General features: G+C 39.8%; 16 protein-coding genes. 10 read left to right on the forward strand and 6 right to left on the reverse strand.

Going from position 1 to position 20269, the window contains the following annotated elements:
• Positions 1-81: 81 nt before the first annotated feature.
• Positions 82-639: a methylmalonic aciduria and homocystinuria type D protein gene (locus V7K62_RS18715; RefSeq protein WP_334866561.1), complete on the reverse strand. Its 558-nt coding sequence runs from the start codon at positions 637-639 to the stop codon at positions 82-84.
• 477 nt (positions 640-1116) lie between these two features.
• On the reverse strand, positions 1117-1323 hold the full coding sequence (locus tag V7K62_RS18720; RefSeq protein WP_229498956.1) for a glycogen debranching protein: 207 nt from the start codon (positions 1321-1323) through the stop codon (positions 1117-1119).
• Between the two features lie 214 nt (positions 1324-1537).
• On the opposite strand from V7K62_RS18720, the gene V7K62_RS18725 reads away from it, so the two are divergent.
• Positions 1538-1762, forward strand: coding sequence for a DUF6887 family protein (locus V7K62_RS18725; protein WP_334866564.1), 225 nt, complete (start codon positions 1538-1540; stop codon positions 1760-1762).
• Between the two features lie 13 nt (positions 1763-1775).
• Here the strand turns inward: V7K62_RS18725 and rsmH are convergent, their stop codons facing one another.
• Together rsmH and V7K62_RS18735 are read right to left on the reverse strand one after the other, a co-directional pair.
• Positions 1776-2660, reverse strand: coding sequence for a 16S rRNA (cytosine(1402)-N(4))-methyltransferase RsmH (rsmH, locus tag V7K62_RS18730; RefSeq protein ID WP_334866566.1), 885 nt, complete (start codon positions 2658-2660; stop codon positions 1776-1778).
• Positions 2661-2832: 172 nt separating this feature from the next.
• Positions 2833-4749: a M48 family metallopeptidase gene (locus V7K62_RS18735; RefSeq protein WP_334866568.1), complete on the reverse strand. Its 1917-nt coding sequence runs from the start codon at positions 4747-4749 to the stop codon at positions 2833-2835.
• 284 nt (positions 4750-5033) lie between these two features.
• Here V7K62_RS18735 and V7K62_RS18740 point away from each other — a divergent pair, with 284 nt between their 5' ends.
• From V7K62_RS18740 to V7K62_RS18770, 7 genes are all read left to right on the forward strand, one after another.
• Entirely contained in the window at positions 5034-6218 is a 1185-nt protein-coding gene (locus V7K62_RS18740) for an NAD(P)H-quinone oxidoreductase subunit H (RefSeq protein ID WP_334866569.1), read from the forward strand.
• Positions 6219-6432: 214 nt separating this feature from the next.
• Positions 6433-9867, forward strand: coding sequence for a helicase-related protein (locus tag V7K62_RS18745; RefSeq protein ID WP_334866571.1), 3435 nt, complete (start codon positions 6433-6435; stop codon positions 9865-9867).
• Positions 9868-10597: 730 nt separating this feature from the next.
• Entirely contained in the window at positions 10598-14095 is a 3498-nt protein-coding gene (locus V7K62_RS18750) for an Eco57I restriction-modification methylase domain-containing protein (RefSeq protein ID WP_334866573.1), read from the forward strand.
• Positions 14096-14445: 350 nt separating this feature from the next.
• On the forward strand, positions 14446-14988 hold the full coding sequence (locus V7K62_RS18755) for a GAF domain-containing protein (protein ID WP_442937307.1): 543 nt from the start codon (positions 14446-14448) through the stop codon (positions 14986-14988).
• 97 nt (positions 14989-15085) lie between these two features.
• Positions 15086-15475: a VOC family protein gene (locus V7K62_RS18760; RefSeq protein WP_334866575.1), complete on the forward strand. Its 390-nt coding sequence runs from the start codon at positions 15086-15088 to the stop codon at positions 15473-15475.
• A gap of 361 nt (positions 15476-15836) precedes the next feature.
• Positions 15837-15983, forward strand: coding sequence for a hypothetical protein (locus tag V7K62_RS18765; protein WP_334866577.1), 147 nt, complete (start codon positions 15837-15839; stop codon positions 15981-15983).
• Positions 15984-16042: 59 nt separating this feature from the next.
• Positions 16043-16393, forward strand: a complete 351-nt coding sequence (locus tag V7K62_RS18770) for a hypothetical protein (protein ID WP_334866579.1) — start codon at positions 16043-16045, stop codon at positions 16391-16393.
• Between the two features lie 464 nt (positions 16394-16857).
• Here V7K62_RS18770 and V7K62_RS18775 read toward each other — a convergent pair whose 3' ends face one another.
• Together V7K62_RS18775 and V7K62_RS18780 are read right to left on the reverse strand one after the other, a co-directional pair.
• The gene (locus V7K62_RS18775) at positions 16858-17043 is read right to left on the reverse strand and encodes a hypothetical protein (protein WP_334866581.1); all 186 of its coding nucleotides are present in this window, start codon (positions 17041-17043) and stop codon (positions 16858-16860) included.
• 3 nt (positions 17044-17046) lie between these two features.
• Entirely contained in the window at positions 17047-17262 is a 216-nt protein-coding gene (locus V7K62_RS18780) for a hypothetical protein (RefSeq protein WP_334866583.1), read from the reverse strand.
• A gap of 242 nt (positions 17263-17504) precedes the next feature.
• On the opposite strand from V7K62_RS18780, the gene V7K62_RS18785 reads away from it, so the two are divergent.
• Together V7K62_RS18785 and V7K62_RS18790 are read left to right on the forward strand one after the other, a co-directional pair.
• Entirely contained in the window at positions 17505-18764 is a 1260-nt protein-coding gene (locus V7K62_RS18785; RefSeq protein WP_334866585.1) for a class I SAM-dependent methyltransferase, read from the forward strand.
• Positions 18765-19200: 436 nt separating this feature from the next.
• The gene (locus V7K62_RS18790; protein ID WP_334866587.1) at positions 19201-20079 is read left to right on the forward strand and encodes an NAD(P)-dependent oxidoreductase; all 879 of its coding nucleotides are present in this window, start codon (positions 19201-19203) and stop codon (positions 20077-20079) included.
• The last annotated feature ends 190 nt before the right edge of the window (positions 20080-20269 follow it).

Below are 20269 nucleotides of genomic sequence, written 5' to 3' on the forward strand. Positions count from 1 at the left end.
TCAGATTAACTCTGAAATAATAACCCAAATATAAAGGAAAGCGATCGCAATTAATTATCAAACGAGCGATCCAATGTCCAATTAATAATCAATTTCTTTCCACCCATGCATGGATGCTATACCTTTTGTAACCCATTCGATCACAATTGGGGGAGCTTCTGATATCAAAATGCTAGGGTAAACTGCTGCACCCCAATCGGGATGCACTAATACACGGCATTGATTTTTAATCACTGGATAGTTGAGCAAAGCTTTGACAACTGCTGTGTCATCGTGAGGGATTGCTCCGGGATGAGACAGTAAAGGATAACCTGTGCGAGGGTCGATTAAGTCTGTTAAATAGCCGCGATCGCGCAGATTAAATGCCAAATCGCAGCCAAATCTCATGAACTTTTCTCGCAACCGTTCTTTCTCTGTCTCCACTTCTGCCGTCTTTTCGACTAATTGATAACGCGATTGCTGTAAGACAATCACGACTCGTAAAAATGGCTGCCGCTTCCAATCTGGTAATATCCGTTCGCAGTTGGCACAGATATATTGACTGGGAGCATGAATCGAAATTTGAACTGCTTGTCCGGTTTCGCCAACTAAATTAATGGGACAGCCTTGCTCCGAAATGTAAACTTTGGGATAGTTCACTACATTTGTTCGGTTTTTGCAAAATTTCTAATTTAATATCCCGTATAGATGATAACTCTTAAAAGTTCCCAAAAATCATCAAAATTCTATAATATGTGACTTTTTTTGGAAGTAGTTGTTAATAATTTAATAATTTTAATCCGAATTTTATCCTTTATTAACCTGTTTTAATGGGATTTGCTGCGATCGCTGTAGACGTTGGCATATATGCAGTATCTGGTAGACAAGCGATGCCTATGGCGGGCTACGCCTACGCTCCTGAAATATCTTCGATCAAAATCCCAAAAAATGACCTCCATCTCAGAAAATTTGCAGTCAAAACCAAAATGGTGTAGCCTGTCACCAAAGCTTGATTAAACAGGTATCTGCTCAAGTAAAGCGCGTTAAAGTTTCGCCAAAGGCAAGTAGAAAAAACAAAGGTAATCGTGTCTGCTAGGAGATGGTTAAGCTATGCAGCATACTTTCCATAGCACCCAATTAATTGAGTTTTAAAGAATTCACCGGCACTTCATCCCAAGAATCGACTGTCCGCAATTGCGCTACCCAACCTGCTGCCTTTTGCGTCTCAGTCAAATTATTCTCAAAGGAATCATGACAATCTTTGGCTTGAGATTCATTACAAGTGGCAATACAGGCATGAATCATTCCAGACGGATCAATTTGCTCATTTACCCAAATAGTCATAGAGTATTCCCTCAAGAACTTTAACGAAAAAAGCTATTCGTCATTTTAGAATACTATTAGAGTCAAAAATTATAGAGCAAAATCGGTAACAAATAGTGAACTAATCCCAATTACCGATTACTAATTTACAATTACCCACTTCCGCTTCATAATGTACCACTACGCCATCTCCCTTTTATGAGATATACCCTAACGGTAAATGGAGATACATAGGATGAGCAAGCCTAATTTTCATGCAATGAGTCAGAAAGAGTTACATGATTACGTTCTTGCTCATCGGGAAGATCGGGAAGCCTTCTATGCTTATGTCGATAAGCTGCATCTCGAAGGTAATTGGATTGAAATGCCACCGTTACAGTCAGAACAGGATTTAGAAAATTATCCTAAGTTCATTGAGCGGATTCGCAGCAGTTCTGAGCCACGAGATGGAGCAGTTTAAGGCTGCATTGCAGTTACAGCAGCTTTTGGGCTATCCTCAGTTTGGCCGATCGCGATCGCATATTCCTCTGAATTTCCTCTTCTTGTGCAATAATCGGCTTTTTTGTCAAGACCTTTAATAAAGGTGAATTTCTTAAACCATGTTTCACCGGGCGATCTTCTAAACTGTGAAAACTGATAATCACAATTCTGCCACCAGGGACAAGAGCATTTGGTGCTTTATCCAAAAAGGTTTCTAAAGATTTTAACTCGTCGTTGACGACAATTCGCAGAGCTTGAAAAACACGGGTAGCGGGGTGAATTCTCCCATAACGGTATTTAGGGGGAACTGAAGAAGCGATCGCTTCAGCCAATTCTGTAGTTGTGTGCAACGGCCGCCGTTCTACAATGCGACGAGCAATGCGCCGCGATAATCTCTCTTCACCGTACTTAAAGAAAATATCTGCTAAATCTGCCTCATCCCAATTATTAATCACATCGGCAGCAGTTAGCGATCGCCCTCGATCCATTCGCATATCCAAATTTGCAGCTTGGCGAAAGCTGAAACCCCTTTCTGCTTGGTCTAAATGGTAAGAACTTACCCCCAAATCGGCGAGAATACCATCGAAAGTATTAGGGGGAAATTCGTAGTCAGCAAAATTGCTGTAAATGAATTGTACGCGATCGCCAAACTCTGCTAATTCTTTCCTCGCTGCTGCTAAAGCATCTTCATCTTGGTCAACAGCCGTTACTCGCACATCTGGCGCAGCTGCTAAAATCAAACGGCTGTGACCTCCACCGCCTACCGTCGTATCAAGATAATGACCTCCTGGAGATACCGCTAGACCTGCGATCGTTTCCTGCGGTAAAACTGGTAGATGGGAAAATATCGGTTCTTCAATAGCTAGCTGACGATTCATGAGACTTAGGCAAAAAACCAGAGATAAACTTTAATTATGTATTCTTTTCTTTGTGTCTTTGCGGGTTTATAGCTAAAAAATAGTTTTTAAACTACAAAGACACAAAAGGAAAATATCATAAATTCCACACCCAGCGTCAGCCTTGGATGTTGAGCTTTAAGCATCTGTGGTGCTATTTTTTACCTTTTTTCTGGTAAATCATCGAATTTGATATCCGTTTTAATTTTTTCTCCATACTTAAATTGCTATTTAAAATAAAAATGAATACATTATCGGTAAATTCATTTTCCTTTAATAAGCTCTGAACAATTTTAGAGTTATCAGTTTCATAAATACGACTACCTTCCCAAAAACTAAATCCACGCTTCACAGCTAGAACATAAAGTGGTTTTTCAGGAAAAGATTGCAGATTTTTTTGAACTAAATAAGCAGTTATTATCTGCGGATAATGAGATAACTGCTGACGAAGCTTATTTACCTCTATATCCGAAATATTATGAATTTTCAATTTATCATCTATTTTCAAATTAGAGCGCTCTTGCTGCGATTTTAAAATTAATTTACTATGATTGTCTGCACGTTCTTGATAAAACTTTGCTTCATTGTTTTTTCCTTGGTTTTTAAGAAAATGGCAAATCATCTGACAACCTCCTATGACTATACTTGAGTCTTGCTCTATTGCCATTTCAATGTATTTTATTCCAGTTGCATCTTGTTTTTTTAATAATATTTTACCTAGTAAATACTTAGCTGATGCAAGGTAAGTATCACGATGAATAATTTCTTGTAATAGAGGTATAACAGAGTCTTCACTCTCAAATTCTAATGTCAAAAGTGCTTGCTGAATAGCTTCTTCTAGGGTTAACTGTTGTTTTTGCGATTTGGGATTTAAATCTTTTAATTTAGCTATTTGTTTTTGAAATTCACCATATTTTTGTCTCCAAGATGTTGCTATTTTTTCTCGCCAATCTTGACTAAAACAATCAATAACTTTTTCTAATGTATCTCCTAAAAATTCTTGGGCAGCGCTAATTTCAATTGGTGCAAATATAGCTAATTCTTTCGGAACATCGGGGATATATCCCAAGGCTTTTAATCTATCTGTCAAGCAAGGGTGAGTATCAGTATTATTGGTTTTTTCTGTTAATGCTTCAATTAAATAAGTTCTTGTAATTTCCTGATTAAGTCTCTGGCTTAAAGCCTGTTGCATAGCCATATAAGTCATTTTTGGTGGTTCAATTTCTGTCTCTACCTGTTTATAGATACTAGACCAAAAATATCTTTCTAAAAATCTTGCTTTCACCTTTGTATTTATCAAAGCTTTAGCAGTATTATGTTCTCCCGTTAAATCAACAGCACATCTATCTGCTTCATATTCATTCATGCGTGCTAATACAAAAGAATAGGCATTAAAAAATGGGATGTACCATATCAAAAACAGTTGAAAAACTAACGATAATATTTCATGTCCACTTTGTCGGAGTCCTGTAACAATGCGATACCAAGTTTCGCGTTGGCGATAAATCCAACCACTAAAACGGCTGTGATTTCCTGATAAATGTCCCAGTTCATGGGCTAAGACGGGACGAAATTGTTCGGGTGGCAGTGCTAGCATGAGCGGTAGACCGACAATTAAGTAATTTTGCTGCCATCCCAGCAAACCTAAGCGTGGTCTCTGGACAACCCATGCATTAAAATCGTTGGTCAGGAAGATGTGGTGAAACTGTGGGGCTTGTAACTTCGATGAGATTTCGTTAATTAAAGAATAGAGATTGGGTACATCCTTGGGTTGTAGTGGTAAACCTGTAGGTGGAGGAAAAGAAACCCATAGCGATCGCAGTAATACGAATGCTAACGTCAGCAAAAACAAAAGACCTGTCAAAGATAAGTTAGAAATTGACTGAGCATTAACTATCCCAAAGATAATACCTACTAACAAAGTCAACGTTACAGCTAGAAACAAAAATATATATGCATAGCCCAAAGTAGCCAAAAAAGCAACATGCAATTTATAAAGATGCGGTTGTTTATTAGCAAAAACTTCTAACTTCTGAATTAGCTTATCAAAACGCTCTTGATTGAAAGTCATAGATATGTATCAGGGTCATAAAACTGTAATATAGCTGACACAATATCTCTATGACTTACGTAAAAACTCAGAAATTATTGGGCATTATGCATTGGGCATTGTCCCTTTGTTTGAGCACAATGAGGTGAAAAAAATCCGATGCCTCAATTAAGTAGATATCGAGCTTCCATATAATAGTTGAAGAAGTGCAACAAACTGAAACATTCTGGTTGGCATCTTGGCGGTTCAATTCAAAATTTTGGCTTCGGTACGCGACACCAACACAACAGGAGAACACGAAATCTATGACCAGACTAGAAACCCGCACTGAACCAATGGTGCTAAACATGGGGCCACACCACCCCTCAATGCACGGGGTTCTGCGGCTAATCATGACTTTGGATGGCGAGGATGTCGTTGACTGTGAACCAGTTATCGGCTACCTGCACCGGGGAATGGAAAAAATTGCTGAGAACCGCACTAATGTAATGTACGTCCCCTACGTTAGTCGCTGGGACTACGCTGCGGGAATGTTCAACGAAGCCGTGACTGTCAACGCCCCAGAAAAGCTTGCAGGTATCGCTGTCCCCAAACGTGCTAGCTACATCCGCGTCATCATGCTGGAGTTGAACCGCATCGCTAACCACTTGCTGTGGTTTGGCCCCTTCTTAGCTGACGTGGGCGCTCAAACTCCCTTCTTCTACCAGTTCCGGGAACGGGAGATGATTTATGATTTGTGGGAAGCCGCCACAGGCTATCGGATGGTAAATAACAACTACTTCCGTGTTGGTGGAGTAGCAGCCGATTTGCCCTATGGTTGGGTAGATAAATGTCTAGAATTCTGCGACTACTTAATACCCAAAGTTGATGAGTACGAACGCTTAGTAACCGATAACCCCATCTTCCGGCGACGTGTTGAGGGTATTGGTACTATCACCCGTGAAGAAGCAATTAACTGGGGACTTTCTGGCCCAATGTTACGCGCATCTGGTGTGCAATGGGATTTGCGGAAAGTTGATCATTACGAATGCTACGACGATTTTGACTGGGATGTACAGTGGGAAACTGCCGGTGATTGCTTTGCCCGTTATGTAGTGCGGATGCGGGAAATGCGCGAATCTGTGAAGATTCTTCGCCAAGCAATTAAAGGACTTCCTGGCGGCCCTTACGAAAATCTGGAAGCCAAGCGTTTAGCCGCAGGTAAAAAATCCGAGTGGGATGCATTTGATTATCAATTCATCGGCAAAAAAGTTTCCCCCACTTTCAAGATTCCCAAGGGTGAAATCTACTCTCGTGTAGAAAGTGGCAAAGGTGAATTGGGAATTTATTTGGTTGGCGATGATAACGTCTTTCCTTTACGGTGGAAGATTCGTCCAGCGGACTTCAACAACCTCCAGATTGTTCCACATTTACTGCGCGGAATGAAGGTTGCAGATATTGTGGTTATTCTCGGCAGTGTTGACGTAATTATGGGATCTGTAGATAGGTAGAAAATATCTATCTAAGTACTTTTTAGAGCAGTTGTATTATGCAACTGCTCTTTTTTTTTATAATTTTTGAAGACGCGATAAATCGCTACGAAAGACTAATTATTGTACAGACGGCGATTTATCGCGTCTCTTGTCTTGCACCCTTCACTAATCTGGCTGGAAAAATTTTTTACTCATATAACAGATGTACGAAATATTTATAGAGTTTTAAATAATGCCCCGGATATTTGACAACATTGATTTACAACTGCTACCGATTTTACGAGAAACTCTCAAAGTCTCTTATCGAGCAGATTTTTGTGTTGGTTACTTCAACCTCAGAGGTTGGCGAAGAATTGATGATTTAATTGAACAGTATGTTGGTAGTGAAAAGGCTTGTTGCCGTTTGCTAATAGGGATGCAAAGTTTGCCGAGTGATGAAGTTCATGCGGCATTTACCCTTAGTAGTGGTGATGGACGGATTGACAATAGTGCCATCGTGCGGTTGAAAAAACGTATGGCGGCGGAATTTCGTAAGCAGTTAACTATTGGTGCGCCGACTAATCAGGATGAAGCGGGGTTGCGGCGGTTAAGTCATCAGCTAAAAACTCAGAAACTAATTATTAAACTGTTTTTGCGCCATTCTCTCCACGCCAAGTTATATCTTGTGCATCGGAATGACCCGAATACTCCAACTGTGGGATTCTTGGGTAGTAGTAATTTAACTCTTCCCGGACTGGCGAAACAAGGGGAGTTAAATGTCGATATTTTAGATCACGATGCTTGCCATAAACTGCAAAAATGGTTTAGCGATCGCTGGCAAGATTACGGTTGTGTAGATATTTCTCAAGAACTAGCCGAAATTATCGATCAGAGTTGGGCTAGGGAGGAGTTAGTTTTACCTTACTACATCTACCTCAAGATAGCTTACCACTTATCCCATGAAGCGATCGCCGGACTTTCAGAATTTCGCATCCCTCGCGAATTTAATAACTTATTTGAGTTCCAAAAAGCCGCCGTGCAGCTAGCAGCACGTCATGTAACTAGGCGTGGTGGTGTGTTAGTGGGGGATGTGGTTGGTTTGGGTAAAACTTTAGTTGGAACCGCCCTAGCTAAGATATTACAAGAAGATTGTTATTTAGAAACATTGATTCTTTGCCCGAAAAATTTAGTACCAATGTGGCAAGAATATGTAAATAATTATCGGCTACTTGCCGAAGTTATGTCAATTAGTCAAGTAAAAAATAAGCTACCAAAACTCCGCCGTTACCGAGTTGTGTTAATTGATGAAAGTCACAACTTACGTAACCGCGAAGGTAAACGTTATCGAGCAATTACAGAATATATTGCTGCTAACGAAAGTAAATGTATCTTATTATCTGCGACTCCTTACAATAAAAGTTATCTTGACCTTTCTGCCCAACTCCGGCTATTTGTGTCAGAAGACGAAGATTTAGGGTTAAGACCAGAAGCTTTAATTAATGAACTGGGTGGCAGTTCTGTAGGAGAATTAGAGTTTATTAGAAAGCATCAATGTTCAGTACGTTCTTTAGCTGCCTTTGAGAAAAGCGAACACCCTGATGACTGGCGAGAATTGATGAAGCGTTACATGGTGCGACGGACTCGCTCTTTTATTAAAGATAATTATGCCCACACAGATGAAACAGGGCGGAAATATTTAGAATTTTCTGATGGCAGACATTCTTATTTTCCCCAGCGCATACCTCGGAGTCTCAAGTTTCCTTTACAAGCTTCTAACACAGACTTTTATGCTCGTCTTTACTCTGAGTTAGTCGTAGAAGTAATTAATCAACTGAACTTACCTCGCTATGGGCTAGGAAATTACATTATTGCTCAATCCAAACAGCCGCCTACAGACACCGAACAACGTTTTATTAATAGTTTATTTCGTGGTGGTAGGAGGTTAATGGGTTTTTCTCGGACTAATTTGTTTAAACGTTTAGAAAGTAGTGGTGTTGTTTTTATTCAATCAATTGAACGCCACATTTTACGGAATTTCATTTATTTATATGCTTTAGAGCAAGGGCTTGATATTCCGATTGGAACTCAAGATGCTGAGTTATTAGATACAAGTAATAATGATGAAGATGCCGATTCTGTGGCAGCAGCTTTGTTTGATACAGAAACGGAAGAAGATGATTCTACTGTTTTGCTACAAGTAGACAGCGAAGGAGAAGTAACTCTTTTTTCTAAGGAGGATGAGAAAGCATCTAAAACCGAAAAAGTTTTTCGTCAAAGAGCAGAATCAATTTACCAAGAATATACAACCCGATATCAACGAAGATTTAAATGGCTGCGTTCTACACTTTTTGACATTAAAAAACTCAAACGGGATTTACTAGAGGATGCAAAAGCACTGATTAATGTGCTGCAACAGTGTGGCGAGTGGAATCCTCAAAAAGATGAAAAACTTGCTGCCTTAATTGAACTGTTAACAAAAACTCACCCCAAAGATAAAGTACTAATTTTCACCCAGTTTGCCGATACAGTCCGTTACCTTGCAGACAATTTGCAGTTGAGCAATATTATTAATGTCGCAGGGGTCACAGGTCAATCTAAAGACCCGACAGTAATGACGGGAAGATTTAGCCCTGTGAGTAATGGAAAACGTGAGCAAATTTCATCATCAGATGAGTTGCGGATTTTAATAGCTACCGATATTTTGAGTGAAGGTCATAATTTGCAAGACTGTGCAATTATCGTTAATTGGGATTTACCTTGGGCGATTATTCGCTTAATTCAACGCGCCGGACGGGTAGACCGCATTGGACAAAATGCTGACAAAATTATCTGTTATTCTTTTTTACCAGCCGAGGGAGTAGAACGGATTATCAATTTGCGGGGACGACTCCGCAAACGATTGCAAGAAAATGCGGAAGTGGTGGGAACTGATGAAGCTTTTTTTGAAGATGATGATGCACAAGTGATTCTCGACCTTTACAACGAGAAATCTGGAGTTTTAGATGGCGAAGAAGATACAGAAGTTGATTTAACCTCAGAAGCGTTTCAAATTTGGAAAAAAGCCACTGATGGTAATCCAGTTTTGAAAAAAACGATTGAAGAAATGGAAAATGTGGTTTATTCTACCCGCGCCCATACTCCTCAACCTGTGCAACCAGAAGGGGTATTGCTTTATATGAAAACCAGCGAGGGAAATGATTCCTTGATTTATGTTGACCGCGATGGAAATAGCGTTACTCAATCACAATTAGCGGTTCTTCGGGTGGCGGCGTGCGAAGAATCTACCCCAGCGATACCTAGAGACGAACAGCATCACGAGTTAGTTAAAAAGGGTGCTGAATTAATTGCTGAAGAAGAGAAAAATGCAGGTGGCCAATTGGGACGACCATCAGGTGCAAGGTTCCGCACCTATGAACGACTTAAGGGTTATGTTGAAGATATGAAAGGAACAGTATTTGTTAGTGAAGAAATTTTAAAAGCAATTGATGAGATTTACCGTTATCCTTTGCGACAGTCAGCCATTGATACTCTCAACCGCCAACTGAGAAGCGGTATTAATAATCAGCAGTTGGCTGAGTTAGTGGTGGCGTTACGGATGGATGACCGTTTGTGTATTGTGACAGAAGAACTGGAGAAACGAGAACCTGAGATTATTTGTTCTTTAGGATTATTCGACGAGTCAACTTAACATTAAATCAGCGGTTAGAAACCGTATCTACACAAACAAAACCAACCTCCGTGGGTTTCAAACCCTCAACACCTCGTTCCCAGTCTCTGACTGGGAATGCCTATTTTGGGGCTGCCGCCTCCTTGACTCGCGGCAGAGCCGCAATGAGGTGCATTTCCAGCCAGAGGCTAGAAACGAGGTTTTAAAAGGGTTTTTTACCTCGTTCCCAGTCTCTGACTGGGAATGCCTATTTTGAGGCTCCGCCTCCTTGACTCGCGGCAGAGCCGCAATGAGGTGCATTTCCAGCCAGAGGCTAGAAACGAGGTTTTAAAGGGGTTTTAGCTTAAATCTTGTAGTTTGATTTATTCTCGCCGACTTATCTACTAAGAATGAGAAAGTCAAATGCCATTTTGAGTAAGTAAAAGGTCATTTTGTGAAAGCATTTCAGTATTTTATGAAAGTAATTAGGTGTTTTGATAAAGTAATCAGCAAATATACCTGACAATTAAAATCACGGTTACATAAATAAAGCCGACGCTTTGACAAACCCATAACTTTTCAGTAATATCTCTGAGCCTTAATTAAAGATAATAGATTTATAAAGGATCAAAAGCATGGTTAGAAATTTAACTCGTATAAATAGGGTTTCTTAAAGTCTGCACTGGCGGACTTTATTTTTAGAGTCACAGATTTATTTTCTGAGTGACATAAATTACCATGCTTGGGTTTTATTCTCCAAGCATGGTAATTTATGTCACTTAATTTTAAACGGACACGCGATTTACTTTATAACTTCCAATTTAGTGATTTGTTTATAGAAGAATTAGGTTGGTCTAAACCTTCAAGCCGAAAAGCTATAACCTTAAAGATTGAGAACAACACGTATAAATATCAGAGAATTGCTGAACTTTCAGGTGTTGCAATTTTTGAAGTCACCGCAACCGATGCAAAAATACCAGACGCTAAAGTTAGAGTTGCTATTCATCAAGAAATTACTAAACTGATAGCTGAAAATCTCATAATTTTTATTGCTCAAGAACGCACACGTAGTCTTTGGTATTGGGTGAAACGAGAAGGAAGTAAAAGCTTCGTTCGTGACCATTTATATGTGAAGGGTCAACCAGGAGACTTATTTTTAAGCAAACTTGGTTCTTTAGTTATTGATATTACTGAATTAGAACATAGGGAACCGACTGTTGTTGAAATTGCTTATAAACTACAACATGGGTTTGATGTTGAGCCAGTAACTAAGAAGTTTTACAAGGAATTTCAAGAACAACACCAGAAGTTTTTGCTGTTTGTTAAAGGAATTGATAATGAAACAGATAGACGTTGGTATACATCGGTAATTCTCAATCGCCTGATGTTTGTTTATTTTCTCCAGCGTAAGGGTTTTATTGATAACGAGGATTTAAATTATCTTCAAAATAAGCTTAAACAAAGCAAACAAAAAGCTGAAAATCATTTTTATGCTGAATTTCTCAAGGCTTTGTTTTTTGAAAGCTTTGCAAAACCTGAGTTTGAACGCGATTTATCTGTACAAAAATTGGTAGGAAAGGTTAAATACCTGAATGGTGGACTATTTCTCAAGCACCAGATTGAAGATAAATATGATATTTCTATAGTTGATGAGGCGTTTGAGCAAGTTCTAGATTTATTTGGGCGTTATTCTTGGAATCTGGATGATACGCCTGAAGGAAAAGACAATGAAATGAATTGTAGTATTTTAGGTTACATTTTTGAAAAATACATTAATCAAAAAGCTTTTGGAGCCTATTATACAAGACCAGAGATTACAGAATATCTTTGTGATAGAACTATCCACAAGTTAATTGTAGACCGTGTAAATGATGCGCTATCTGATAAATATAAACCATTTGAAGATATTAATGAACTTCTCATAAAGTTGGATACAAATGTTTGTCGTCTACTAATGGAAGATATTCTTCCTAATTTATCTATCCTTGACCCAGCTTGTGGTTCTGGTGCGTTTCTCGTGGCGGCGATGAAGACGTTGATTTTTATATATGCCGCTATTATTGGAACAATTGAATTGCAGGGAGATCAAAAATTAAAGGACTGGTTAATAAGTGAGAAAACCGAGCATCTTTCTATAGAATATTTTATCAAAAAGCGGATTATTAGAGATAATCTCTATGGTATAGACATCATGGAGGAAGCAACGGAAATTGCTAAACTGCGTCTTTTCTTAGCGTTGGTTTCTTCTGCTAAAGATGTCGATGAATTAGAACCGTTGCCGAATATTGATTTTAATATTATGGCGGGTAATTCCTTGATTGGACTGATTAAGGTAGATGATACCGCTTTTGATACAGTAGGAAATACTAAACAAGGTAATCTATTACAGCGTCTCACAGCAGATAATTACAAGGCTATTTTAGAAGAAAAAAATAAATCTATTGAACTTTACAAAAAACACGTTTTTATTCCTGGTGATGAAAAGCTTCCTGGTGGAGAAGTAGGAACGCATCAAGATAGTAGGTTGTTGAACCTACGCAAATCTATTAATAACCTTAATAAAGAATCACAAAAAAAGTTAAATCTTTTATTATTGGATGAGTTTAGTCAAAAGCTGGGTATTAAGTATGAGGAGGTTCAGCTAACTGGGAAATCACAGAAGCGTGTTTTGAAGGTTGAGGATATTGCAGCTTTAAAGCCGTTTCACTGGGGTTATCATTTTGACACGGTTTTAGAACGCGGCGGTTTTGATGCAATTATCACTAATCCACCGTGGGAAATATTTAAGCCACAAGCTAAAGAGTTCTTTGCACAGCATAATGAACTGGTGACGAAGAACAAAATGGATATCAAGGATTTTGAGAAAGAACAGAATAAACTATTACAAAATCCCATAATTGCAAGTACTTGGTTAGAATATCAAAGTCAATATCCTTATGTCAGCGCTTATTATCGTTCATCTGAACAGTATAAAAATCAGATTTCTGTAGTAAATGGTAAAAAAGCAGGTACAGATATTAATCTCTATAAGCTGTTTACAGAACAATGTTTTAATCTTTTGCGTTCAGGCGGTGAGTGTGGAATTGTAATTCCTAGTGGGATTTACACAGATTTGGGGACTAAGCAATTGCGGGAGATGTTGTTTAGTCAAACTAAAGTTACTGGTTTATTCTGCTTTGAGAACCGGAAGACAATTTTTGAAGAGGTTGATAGCCGTTTTAAGTTTGTTGTCCTAACTTTTGTTAAAGATAGTACAACAATAGAATTTCCATCTGCATTTATGCGTCATAATGTGCAGGAGCTTCAAAGGTTTCCTAGTGATCATAGTTTGCAGATTAATATTAATATGGTTCGTCAACTATCGCCTGATTCGCTGTCTGTGATGGAGTTGAAGAATAGTATTGAATATAGCATTGCTAATAAAGTGGCAAGTCATCCTCAGCTAGATAACAAGAGTTCTGTATTTGAACATATAAGATTTTCTCGTGAGTTAGCTCCTGACTCAAAATCTAATTTATTACAAAACTATACTGAAAAGGATTTTTTTCCTCTTTTTGAAGGAAGAATGATTCATCAATTTACACATAAATACTCGACAATATATAGATATTGGATCAAAGAAGTAGATGCAAGAAAAATAATTTTAGGAAAAGCTCAAGATAAAGGACAAAAACTCGATTATCAAACTTATCGCCTTGCCTTTCGTAAAATTGCCCGGAATACAGATGAGCGAACAATGATTGCAACGATTATTCCTCCATCTTTATGTATAGAGAATTTACAAACAGTACAAATGCTTGATGATAGAGGTAATCAATTTGTTTCCTACCATACAATTTTTTATTTATGCGCTGTTTTTAATAGCCTTACCTATGATTCATTGATTAGATTAAAAGTAACAGCAAATATCAACTATTTTTTTGTATACAGTACCCAAGTCCCACGTTTAACAAAAAACGATCGCTACTTCAACGATATTGTACAACGCGCCGCCAAACTCATCTGCACGACACCAGAATTTGACGAACTCGCGCAAGAAGTCGGTCTAGTTTCCCATGAACAAGGCGTTACCGATGAAACAGAACGCGCCAAGTTACGCGCCGAACTCGATGGGATGATAGCACACCTTTACGGCTTAACTGAAGATGAATTTAGCTACATCCTCACGACATTTCCGATTGTTAATGCAACTGTTAAGGAAGCAGCTTTGTCAGCTTACCGTAACTTTGTGCCAATGTTTGGAGACTCAAAAATATTAGCATCTATCTAATAGCAGAAGAAAACCTCACCCTGGTTATGCTACTCAAAACCTGTCCCTCTCCTTACTAAGGAGAGGGATGTTTGTTAGGACGGGGTGAGGTTCAATATTGCGTAGGTTTTGCCTATAAAATAAAAATGTGTAGGTTGGCTTGAGGCTTTGGGAAACCCAACAAACCACGCAAAATGTTGGGTTTCGTTCCTCAAGCCAACCTACGAATATTCTTAAGCAAGCAGTATTGGGGTGAGGTTTTAATGTTATGTTAGAAAAAATGAATTGCTGGTATAAATGCAAGAATGTGTTTATATAAGGTCTAATAAATTACTATATAAATTCAGCAGTATTTACTTAGTTGTAATTATATGACTGTGCAAATTAATTATCACTCAGATTTTAACCAGAGCCGCGATCGCCGCGAACAGGGTTTGCAAAATTTGCTCGATCGCCTTGTTAAAACAATGCAGCGCGATGAGTTAGTGCGGCAAACAACTAATCAACTCCGAGAATCGCTTCAGGTTGATCGGGTGGTACTGTATTATTTTTACGGGCAGTGGCAAGGACAGGTGACTTTTGAATCTTTGAGTTCTAAAGAATTCTCAATACTTGGCTCAACTGGCCCAGATGATTGTTTTAACAACGAGTATGCTGCTTTATACTTAGCAGGACGGGTAAAGGCGATCGCCAATATTGAATTAGAGCCAATCGAACCTTGTCACCGAGATTTTCTCCGCAATATGCAGGTTCGTGCCAACCTGGTTGTACCAATTTTGATTAAGAGAGGATTATGGGGATTGCTAGCGGCACATCACTGCCAAGGGCCTCATTATTGGTCGCCATCAGATATAGAAATGATGCAAACAGGGGCACAAACTCTAGCAACAGATCGAAACATTCTGGAGAGTTAGTTAACAAGGCGGTTAGAAACCGCGTCTAGATAGCCCAAACCCACCTCCGTGGGTTTAAAAGTCTCAATTTTATTTTTCTAGATAAGGAGAAAAAACTATGAAATTTGGTTACACGGTCATCTGGGTAGAGGATGTAGTTAAAACAGTTGAGTTTTACGAAAAAGCCTTTGGTCTAGTTCGTCGCACTCTCCAGGATAAAGGGCAATTTCTCTGGGCCGAAATCGAAACCGGAAACACCACACTAGCTTTCTCCTCTAGTAACGAAGCGCAAAAGTTATTCCCTGGAGGCTTCCATGCCAACGACGCCACACAACCACCGGCATTAATTCAGATATCATTTATCACTCCTGATGTTGGCAGCGCTTACATGAGAGCGATCGGGGCTGGTGCAAAAGCATTAGATGCCCCTAAAGCCCAGCCTGGGGGACAAAGTATTGCTCGTGTCCGCGATCCCAATGGTGTGCTGGTGTCGTTGGTAAGTGGCTAGATAGCAAATTGTTTTTTAACACGGTGGTTCAACAGGAAGCTGAAAAGTGTTTTAACCCTATGGGGTGCGCGATCGCTTTTTAGCAAGACGCAACCCACAAGGATAAATTACGATGCTGCGTTTCTTGGCTGACGCATTACGAATTAGTAATTATTTGTTGATTAGGGCATCAAACAAGCAAAGCTATAATTACCGTAGCCTCTAGCCACGTTACATTCTTCTATGACCCACCTTCTGACACTGGAACTGAACTGATCAGATTTTTACCGCGATTCAGCGACGGGCTGAGGCAATTGGCGTTCCTCCTGAACGGCTAGCTACAACGCTCCTAGAGCAACGGTTTGGGGAAGTTTTTAAATCGTTGCTGTCTGAAGCAGAAAAGGAGACAGCACGAGCCAGATTTGAACGCCATTTTGGGGCACTTAATCTTGAACACGTCATTGATTTGAACAATGAGAGCATTGATGCAGATTTGGTGAGAGAGTATGCCAGTAAAGTAGTTGGATAGTTAAACTGAGAATTTTGTAGGTATAAGTCAGATCTCCGACCAGTTAATTATACTAAGAGATGTCGAAGATTTTTGAGTTAACAGGACAGCAAAAAGCTCTGATTGCTGACTATAGAAAGAAGTGGTATTCAATGGCAATTTCAACTCAGCCAGTTGATCAACCAAGAGCTTTTTCCGCAATCGAGGCAGTTTACAACAAAATATCAAAAGCAGAAATACCTGAAATATACTATTTTGAAAGTCCGCGTAGTGTGGCTAACCTCAGCTTTATAAGCCGTATTTATGCGACTGCAAACTTATCCAACCAACATAAGCTGAACAACATAATTAGAAAAGTTAAACATCAATTAATCAAGCAGGGATTACTCCGTAATTCTTTTGCTCACCATATTGTTTTTCCTCTAATTTAAATTGTTGGACAGCAGTTTGATATTGAGCTATGGAACATTTTACAGAAGCAATTAACATTCTTTTCACCGCTCGGTGGTCTGATACCTGGAAGCCTACGCGATAGTGAAAAATCATCTTTAATCTGGAAATCAGGTAAACCCAATCAGCAAAGGGAAATAGAGCAACTTTGGTTCTATTTGGCAACAGGTTTAGTCTCACCAGATAACGAATGTAGTATTTGTGGATTGTTAGACTTCTGCACCTCTGAGCTAGGATGCTTTATAGAAGAAGACTTATGGAACACTCTAAGAACATACGTTTCTGAGTGTGGTTGGACATTCTTTTTTCAAGATTTCTGTTTCACCTGTCAACGTCCACATAAAGTGCTGCTTGATGAGCAAAATCGACTTCATGCAGAGAATTTTTAGATGGTTTTAGCGTATTTGCTAAGAATGGTAGGCTACTACTAAAAGTTACCCAATAATTAAGCGGCTTGTTGTTTTTTCAATTCTTGTATCAATGCTTGACATTGCTTACTAGCATCTCTGGCTTGTCGCATTAAATCAAGTCCTTGTTTCCGGTTTACTTTTGATACTTCTACGGATTGACGGCTTAACTCGGCTGCTCGTTTACCCAATTCCTTGATTTTGGCTTTGAGTTCTTCCATCATCTTTTAACCCTCTAGCTCTGAGATTACAGCATCCAAATTTTCCATTTGTTCATACAGTATATCCGCTCTAGTTTGGAGTAAACTAGCGTCATCAAAATCTTCTAACTCTAACTCAATTTCGGCAAGGTCGTATAATTCTCTTGTTATCACTTCGAGTTTTTCATACAGTCGTTTCAATGAGTTAAGCGTCGTTTGTTTCAACTCGGTACTACCTGACATTGTAAAAATTATTCCCACAGGTAGATTTTATATCGTGTAGATTATAAAAATCTTTCTGAAAAATACGACGGATTAGGCATTGAACCTGGAGACAGTATTTTACTCTTTATGTGATGCGTTGAGTTTTGTGCTAATGCGTCAGCGCGGGATTACAGAGGCATTGTCTACTGATCGGCATTTCGAGCAAGAAGAGTTTATCCGCTGACTGCGACCAGCAGGCTAATACGACAATGAAAAATTTTATGGATTCCAATGCTTTACTGTGTGCAGCGATCGCAAATCACATTACCACCACTCCTCAACAGCGAATTACTTTTGCTGAATTCATGGATATGGTATTGTACCACCCTGAATATGGCTACTATTCCAGCGATGCTGTCAAAATTGGCTTTCAGGGTGGTGATTTTTTTACCTCTCCAAACCTCTGTGCTGACTTTGGCGAGTTACTAGCAGAACAATTTTTGCAAATGTGGGAGATTTTAGGAAAACCTGTACCCTTTTCTCTGGTAGAAATGGGAGCAGGTCAAGGATTGCTAGCATTGCATATCCTTAAATATTATCAACTGCACTACCCAGATTTTTTTACGGCGCTGGAGTACATCATTGTTGAAAAGTCCCCAACTTTAAGACAAGAACAGCAGCAACGCTTACAAGATTTACCCGTGCGTTGGTGCAATTTAGAGGATATACCACCAAATGCGATCGCAGGTTGCTTTTTCTCTAACGAGTTAGTTGATGCCTTCCCAGTGCATCAATTCATCCTAGAAATGGGAGAACTACGAGAAATTTATGTGACAACACCACAAAACCTAACCCTCCAACCTCCTTCGGGTGAGTCCTCCTCCTCTCCCCGCACTTTGTGCCGCTACGCGAACATCGGGGAGGGGTTGGGGGAGAGGTCAAATTTGGCATTTATGGAAGTCACAGGGGAACCTTCAACGCCCCAACTAGCTGAATATTTGGATTTAGTCGGAATCGACTTGACCCAAAGTACATATCCAGATGACTACCGTAGTGAAATTAATTTAGCTGCTCTAGACTGGTTGAGTATAGTAGCAGACCGCTTGCAGCGCGGCTATGTGTTAACAATTGATTATGGCTACCCCGCCAATCGTTACTACAACCCCAGGCGATCGCAAGGAACGCTACAGTGTTATTATCATCATCGTTTCCATGACAACCCCTATATCAATATTGGAAGGCAAGATATAACTGCTCATGTTGACTTTACCGCCTTGGAACGCTGGGGCCAGAAGTGCAATTTAAAGAATGTTGGTTTTATTCAGCAGGGATTATTTTTGATGGCGTTGGGCTTAGGCGATCGTATTGCTGCCCTTTCTGATCAACAGCAACCCCTCTCGCAGTTACTACAGCGACGGGACGCACTACACCAACTTCTAAATCCCACAGGATTGGGCGGCTTTGGAGTCCTAGTTCAGAGTAAAGGTCTGGATAAGAAAGAAATTTCTCAACCACTAAAAGGATTGACCCTGCCAGAGTAAACGTAAAGAAAGAAAAGTTAAAACTCTATTTAAGAATGCAGTATCAGTCTTATTTAGACTAGCATAACAGTGATTACTGTAAAGTTAAACACACTACCAAAGCAATAATTATGTCTACTCATGACCTGCTAATGTTAGTAACACTACTTACTCCAGGTATTTTACTTTCAGTGATAATTATGGTTACTTTTGCTGCTGGTGGTTGATTGCCAGAGTTAGAGAGTAGGGAAACTGGAATTTGAGATTTAAGATCCAATCTCAAATAACTACTTCCCAATTAATTTGAATCAAACAATGCAAACGTGATGTCCACGATGGGCTGTGAGGCTCGTTCGCCCTTGCCGTCTACCTTTGGGAGATGACTTGCTCTAAGCGAAGCCATGCCGAAGGCTTTACGTTGCGCTATCGGTGACGTTGTATTAAAGGAACGTGAAAAATGAAGGTGGCATTTCTGGGAACTGGACTGATGGGACTACCAATGGCTCAAAGGTTATTAGCCGCAGATATGCAGCTAATTGCCTACAATCGCACCCCAGAAAAATTAGCACCACTACAAGCTGCTGGGGCTGAAATTGTCACACATCCCCGCCATGCCATTCGTGCTGCTGAGTGCGTAATTCTCATGCTTACTAATGCTCCGGCTATTTATAATGTGTTGCTTTCAGATACTGCTTGGCAAACTCTGGAAGGGCGCACGATCATCCAAATGGGAACAATTACGCCCACAGAAAGCCAGGAAATTAGAGATGCAGTTGTTGCGGGTGGTGGTGAATATTTAGAAGCGCCCGTATTAGGGAGTATCCCGGAAGCAAAAGCTGGCAAGTTGAGTGTTATGGTAGGTGCCCAGCCAGAACAATATGAACGCCACTTGAAGTTACTCCAAAATTTTGGGACAGAACCTTTACTTATAGGGCCAGTGGGATCGGCTGCGGCGCTCAAATTGGCACTAAATCAATTAATAGCTTCCCTAACAACTAGCTTTGCCCTGAGTCTAGCTTTTATCCAGCGTCAGGGTGTCGATGTGGATGTGTTTATGCAAATATTGCGCGACAGTCCACTCTACGCACCTACCTTTGACAAAAAGCTACAACGGATGTTGGATGGCAATTATGCTGATCCGAATTTCCCCACAAAACACTTGCTTAAAGATACAGAATTGTTTATCTCGGAAGCGAAATCTCTGAGTTTGGATCTCAGCAGTATTAAAGGTGTGCGGCAAATCTTGCAAACAGCCGTAAAAATGTCATTTGCTGATGATGATTACTCATCACTATTTTCTGTAATTAAGGAATGGGGAGAAGCGATCGGGGAATAAAGTTTTGTAGGGGCGCACATCTATGCCTTGGTGTCAACTTAAGTTAAAACCCTTTTCAAACCTCGTTTTCAGCTAGAGGCTGGAAATGCTGCTCATTGCGATGCTGCCGCGAGTAAGGGAGGCGGCAGCCCCCGCATTAGGAGTTAGAGACTAGGAACGAGGCAATCTCTAAAAGCTGGTTCTAGAGTGG

This window comes from Nostoc sp., assembly GCF_036917935.1.
GTDB lineage: Bacteria > Cyanobacteriota > Cyanobacteriia > Cyanobacteriales > Nostocaceae > Nostoc.

Coding starts and splice junctions, on each gene's coding strand:
- V7K62_RS18720 (WP_229498956.1), bottom strand. CDS start 1,323: ATGACTATTTGGGTAAATGAGCAAATTGATCCGTCTGGAATGATTCAT.
- V7K62_RS18725 (WP_334866564.1), top strand. CDS start 1,538: ATGAGCAAGCCTAATTTTCATGCAATGAGTCAGAAAGAGTTACATGAT.
- rsmH (WP_334866566.1), bottom strand. CDS start 2,660: ATGAATCGTCAGCTAGCTATTGAAGAACCGATATTTTCCCATCTACCA.
- V7K62_RS18735 (WP_334866568.1), bottom strand. CDS start 4,749: ATGACTTTCAATCAAGAGCGTTTTGATAAGCTAATTCAGAAGTTAGAA.
- V7K62_RS18740 (WP_334866569.1), top strand. CDS start 5,034: ATGACCAGACTAGAAACCCGCACTGAACCAATGGTGCTAAACATGGGG.
- V7K62_RS18745 (WP_334866571.1), top strand. CDS start 6,433: ATGCCCCGGATATTTGACAACATTGATTTACAACTGCTACCGATTTTA.
- V7K62_RS18750 (WP_334866573.1), top strand. CDS start 10,598: ATGTCACTTAATTTTAAACGGACACGCGATTTACTTTATAACTTCCAA.
- V7K62_RS18755 (WP_442937307.1), top strand. CDS start 14,446: ATGACTGTGCAAATTAATTATCACTCAGATTTTAACCAGAGCCGCGAT.
- V7K62_RS18760 (WP_334866575.1), top strand. CDS start 15,086: ATGAAATTTGGTTACACGGTCATCTGGGTAGAGGATGTAGTTAAAACA.
- V7K62_RS18770 (WP_334866579.1), top strand. CDS start 16,043: ATGTCGAAGATTTTTGAGTTAACAGGACAGCAAAAAGCTCTGATTGCT.
- V7K62_RS18775 (WP_334866581.1), bottom strand. CDS start 17,043: ATGATGGAAGAACTCAAAGCCAAAATCAAGGAATTGGGTAAACGAGCA.
- V7K62_RS18780 (WP_334866583.1), bottom strand. CDS start 17,262: ATGTCAGGTAGTACCGAGTTGAAACAAACGACGCTTAACTCATTGAAA.
- V7K62_RS18785 (WP_334866585.1), top strand. CDS start 17,505: ATGGATTCCAATGCTTTACTGTGTGCAGCGATCGCAAATCACATTACC.
- V7K62_RS18790 (WP_334866587.1), top strand. CDS start 19,201: ATGAAGGTGGCATTTCTGGGAACTGGACTGATGGGACTACCAATGGCT.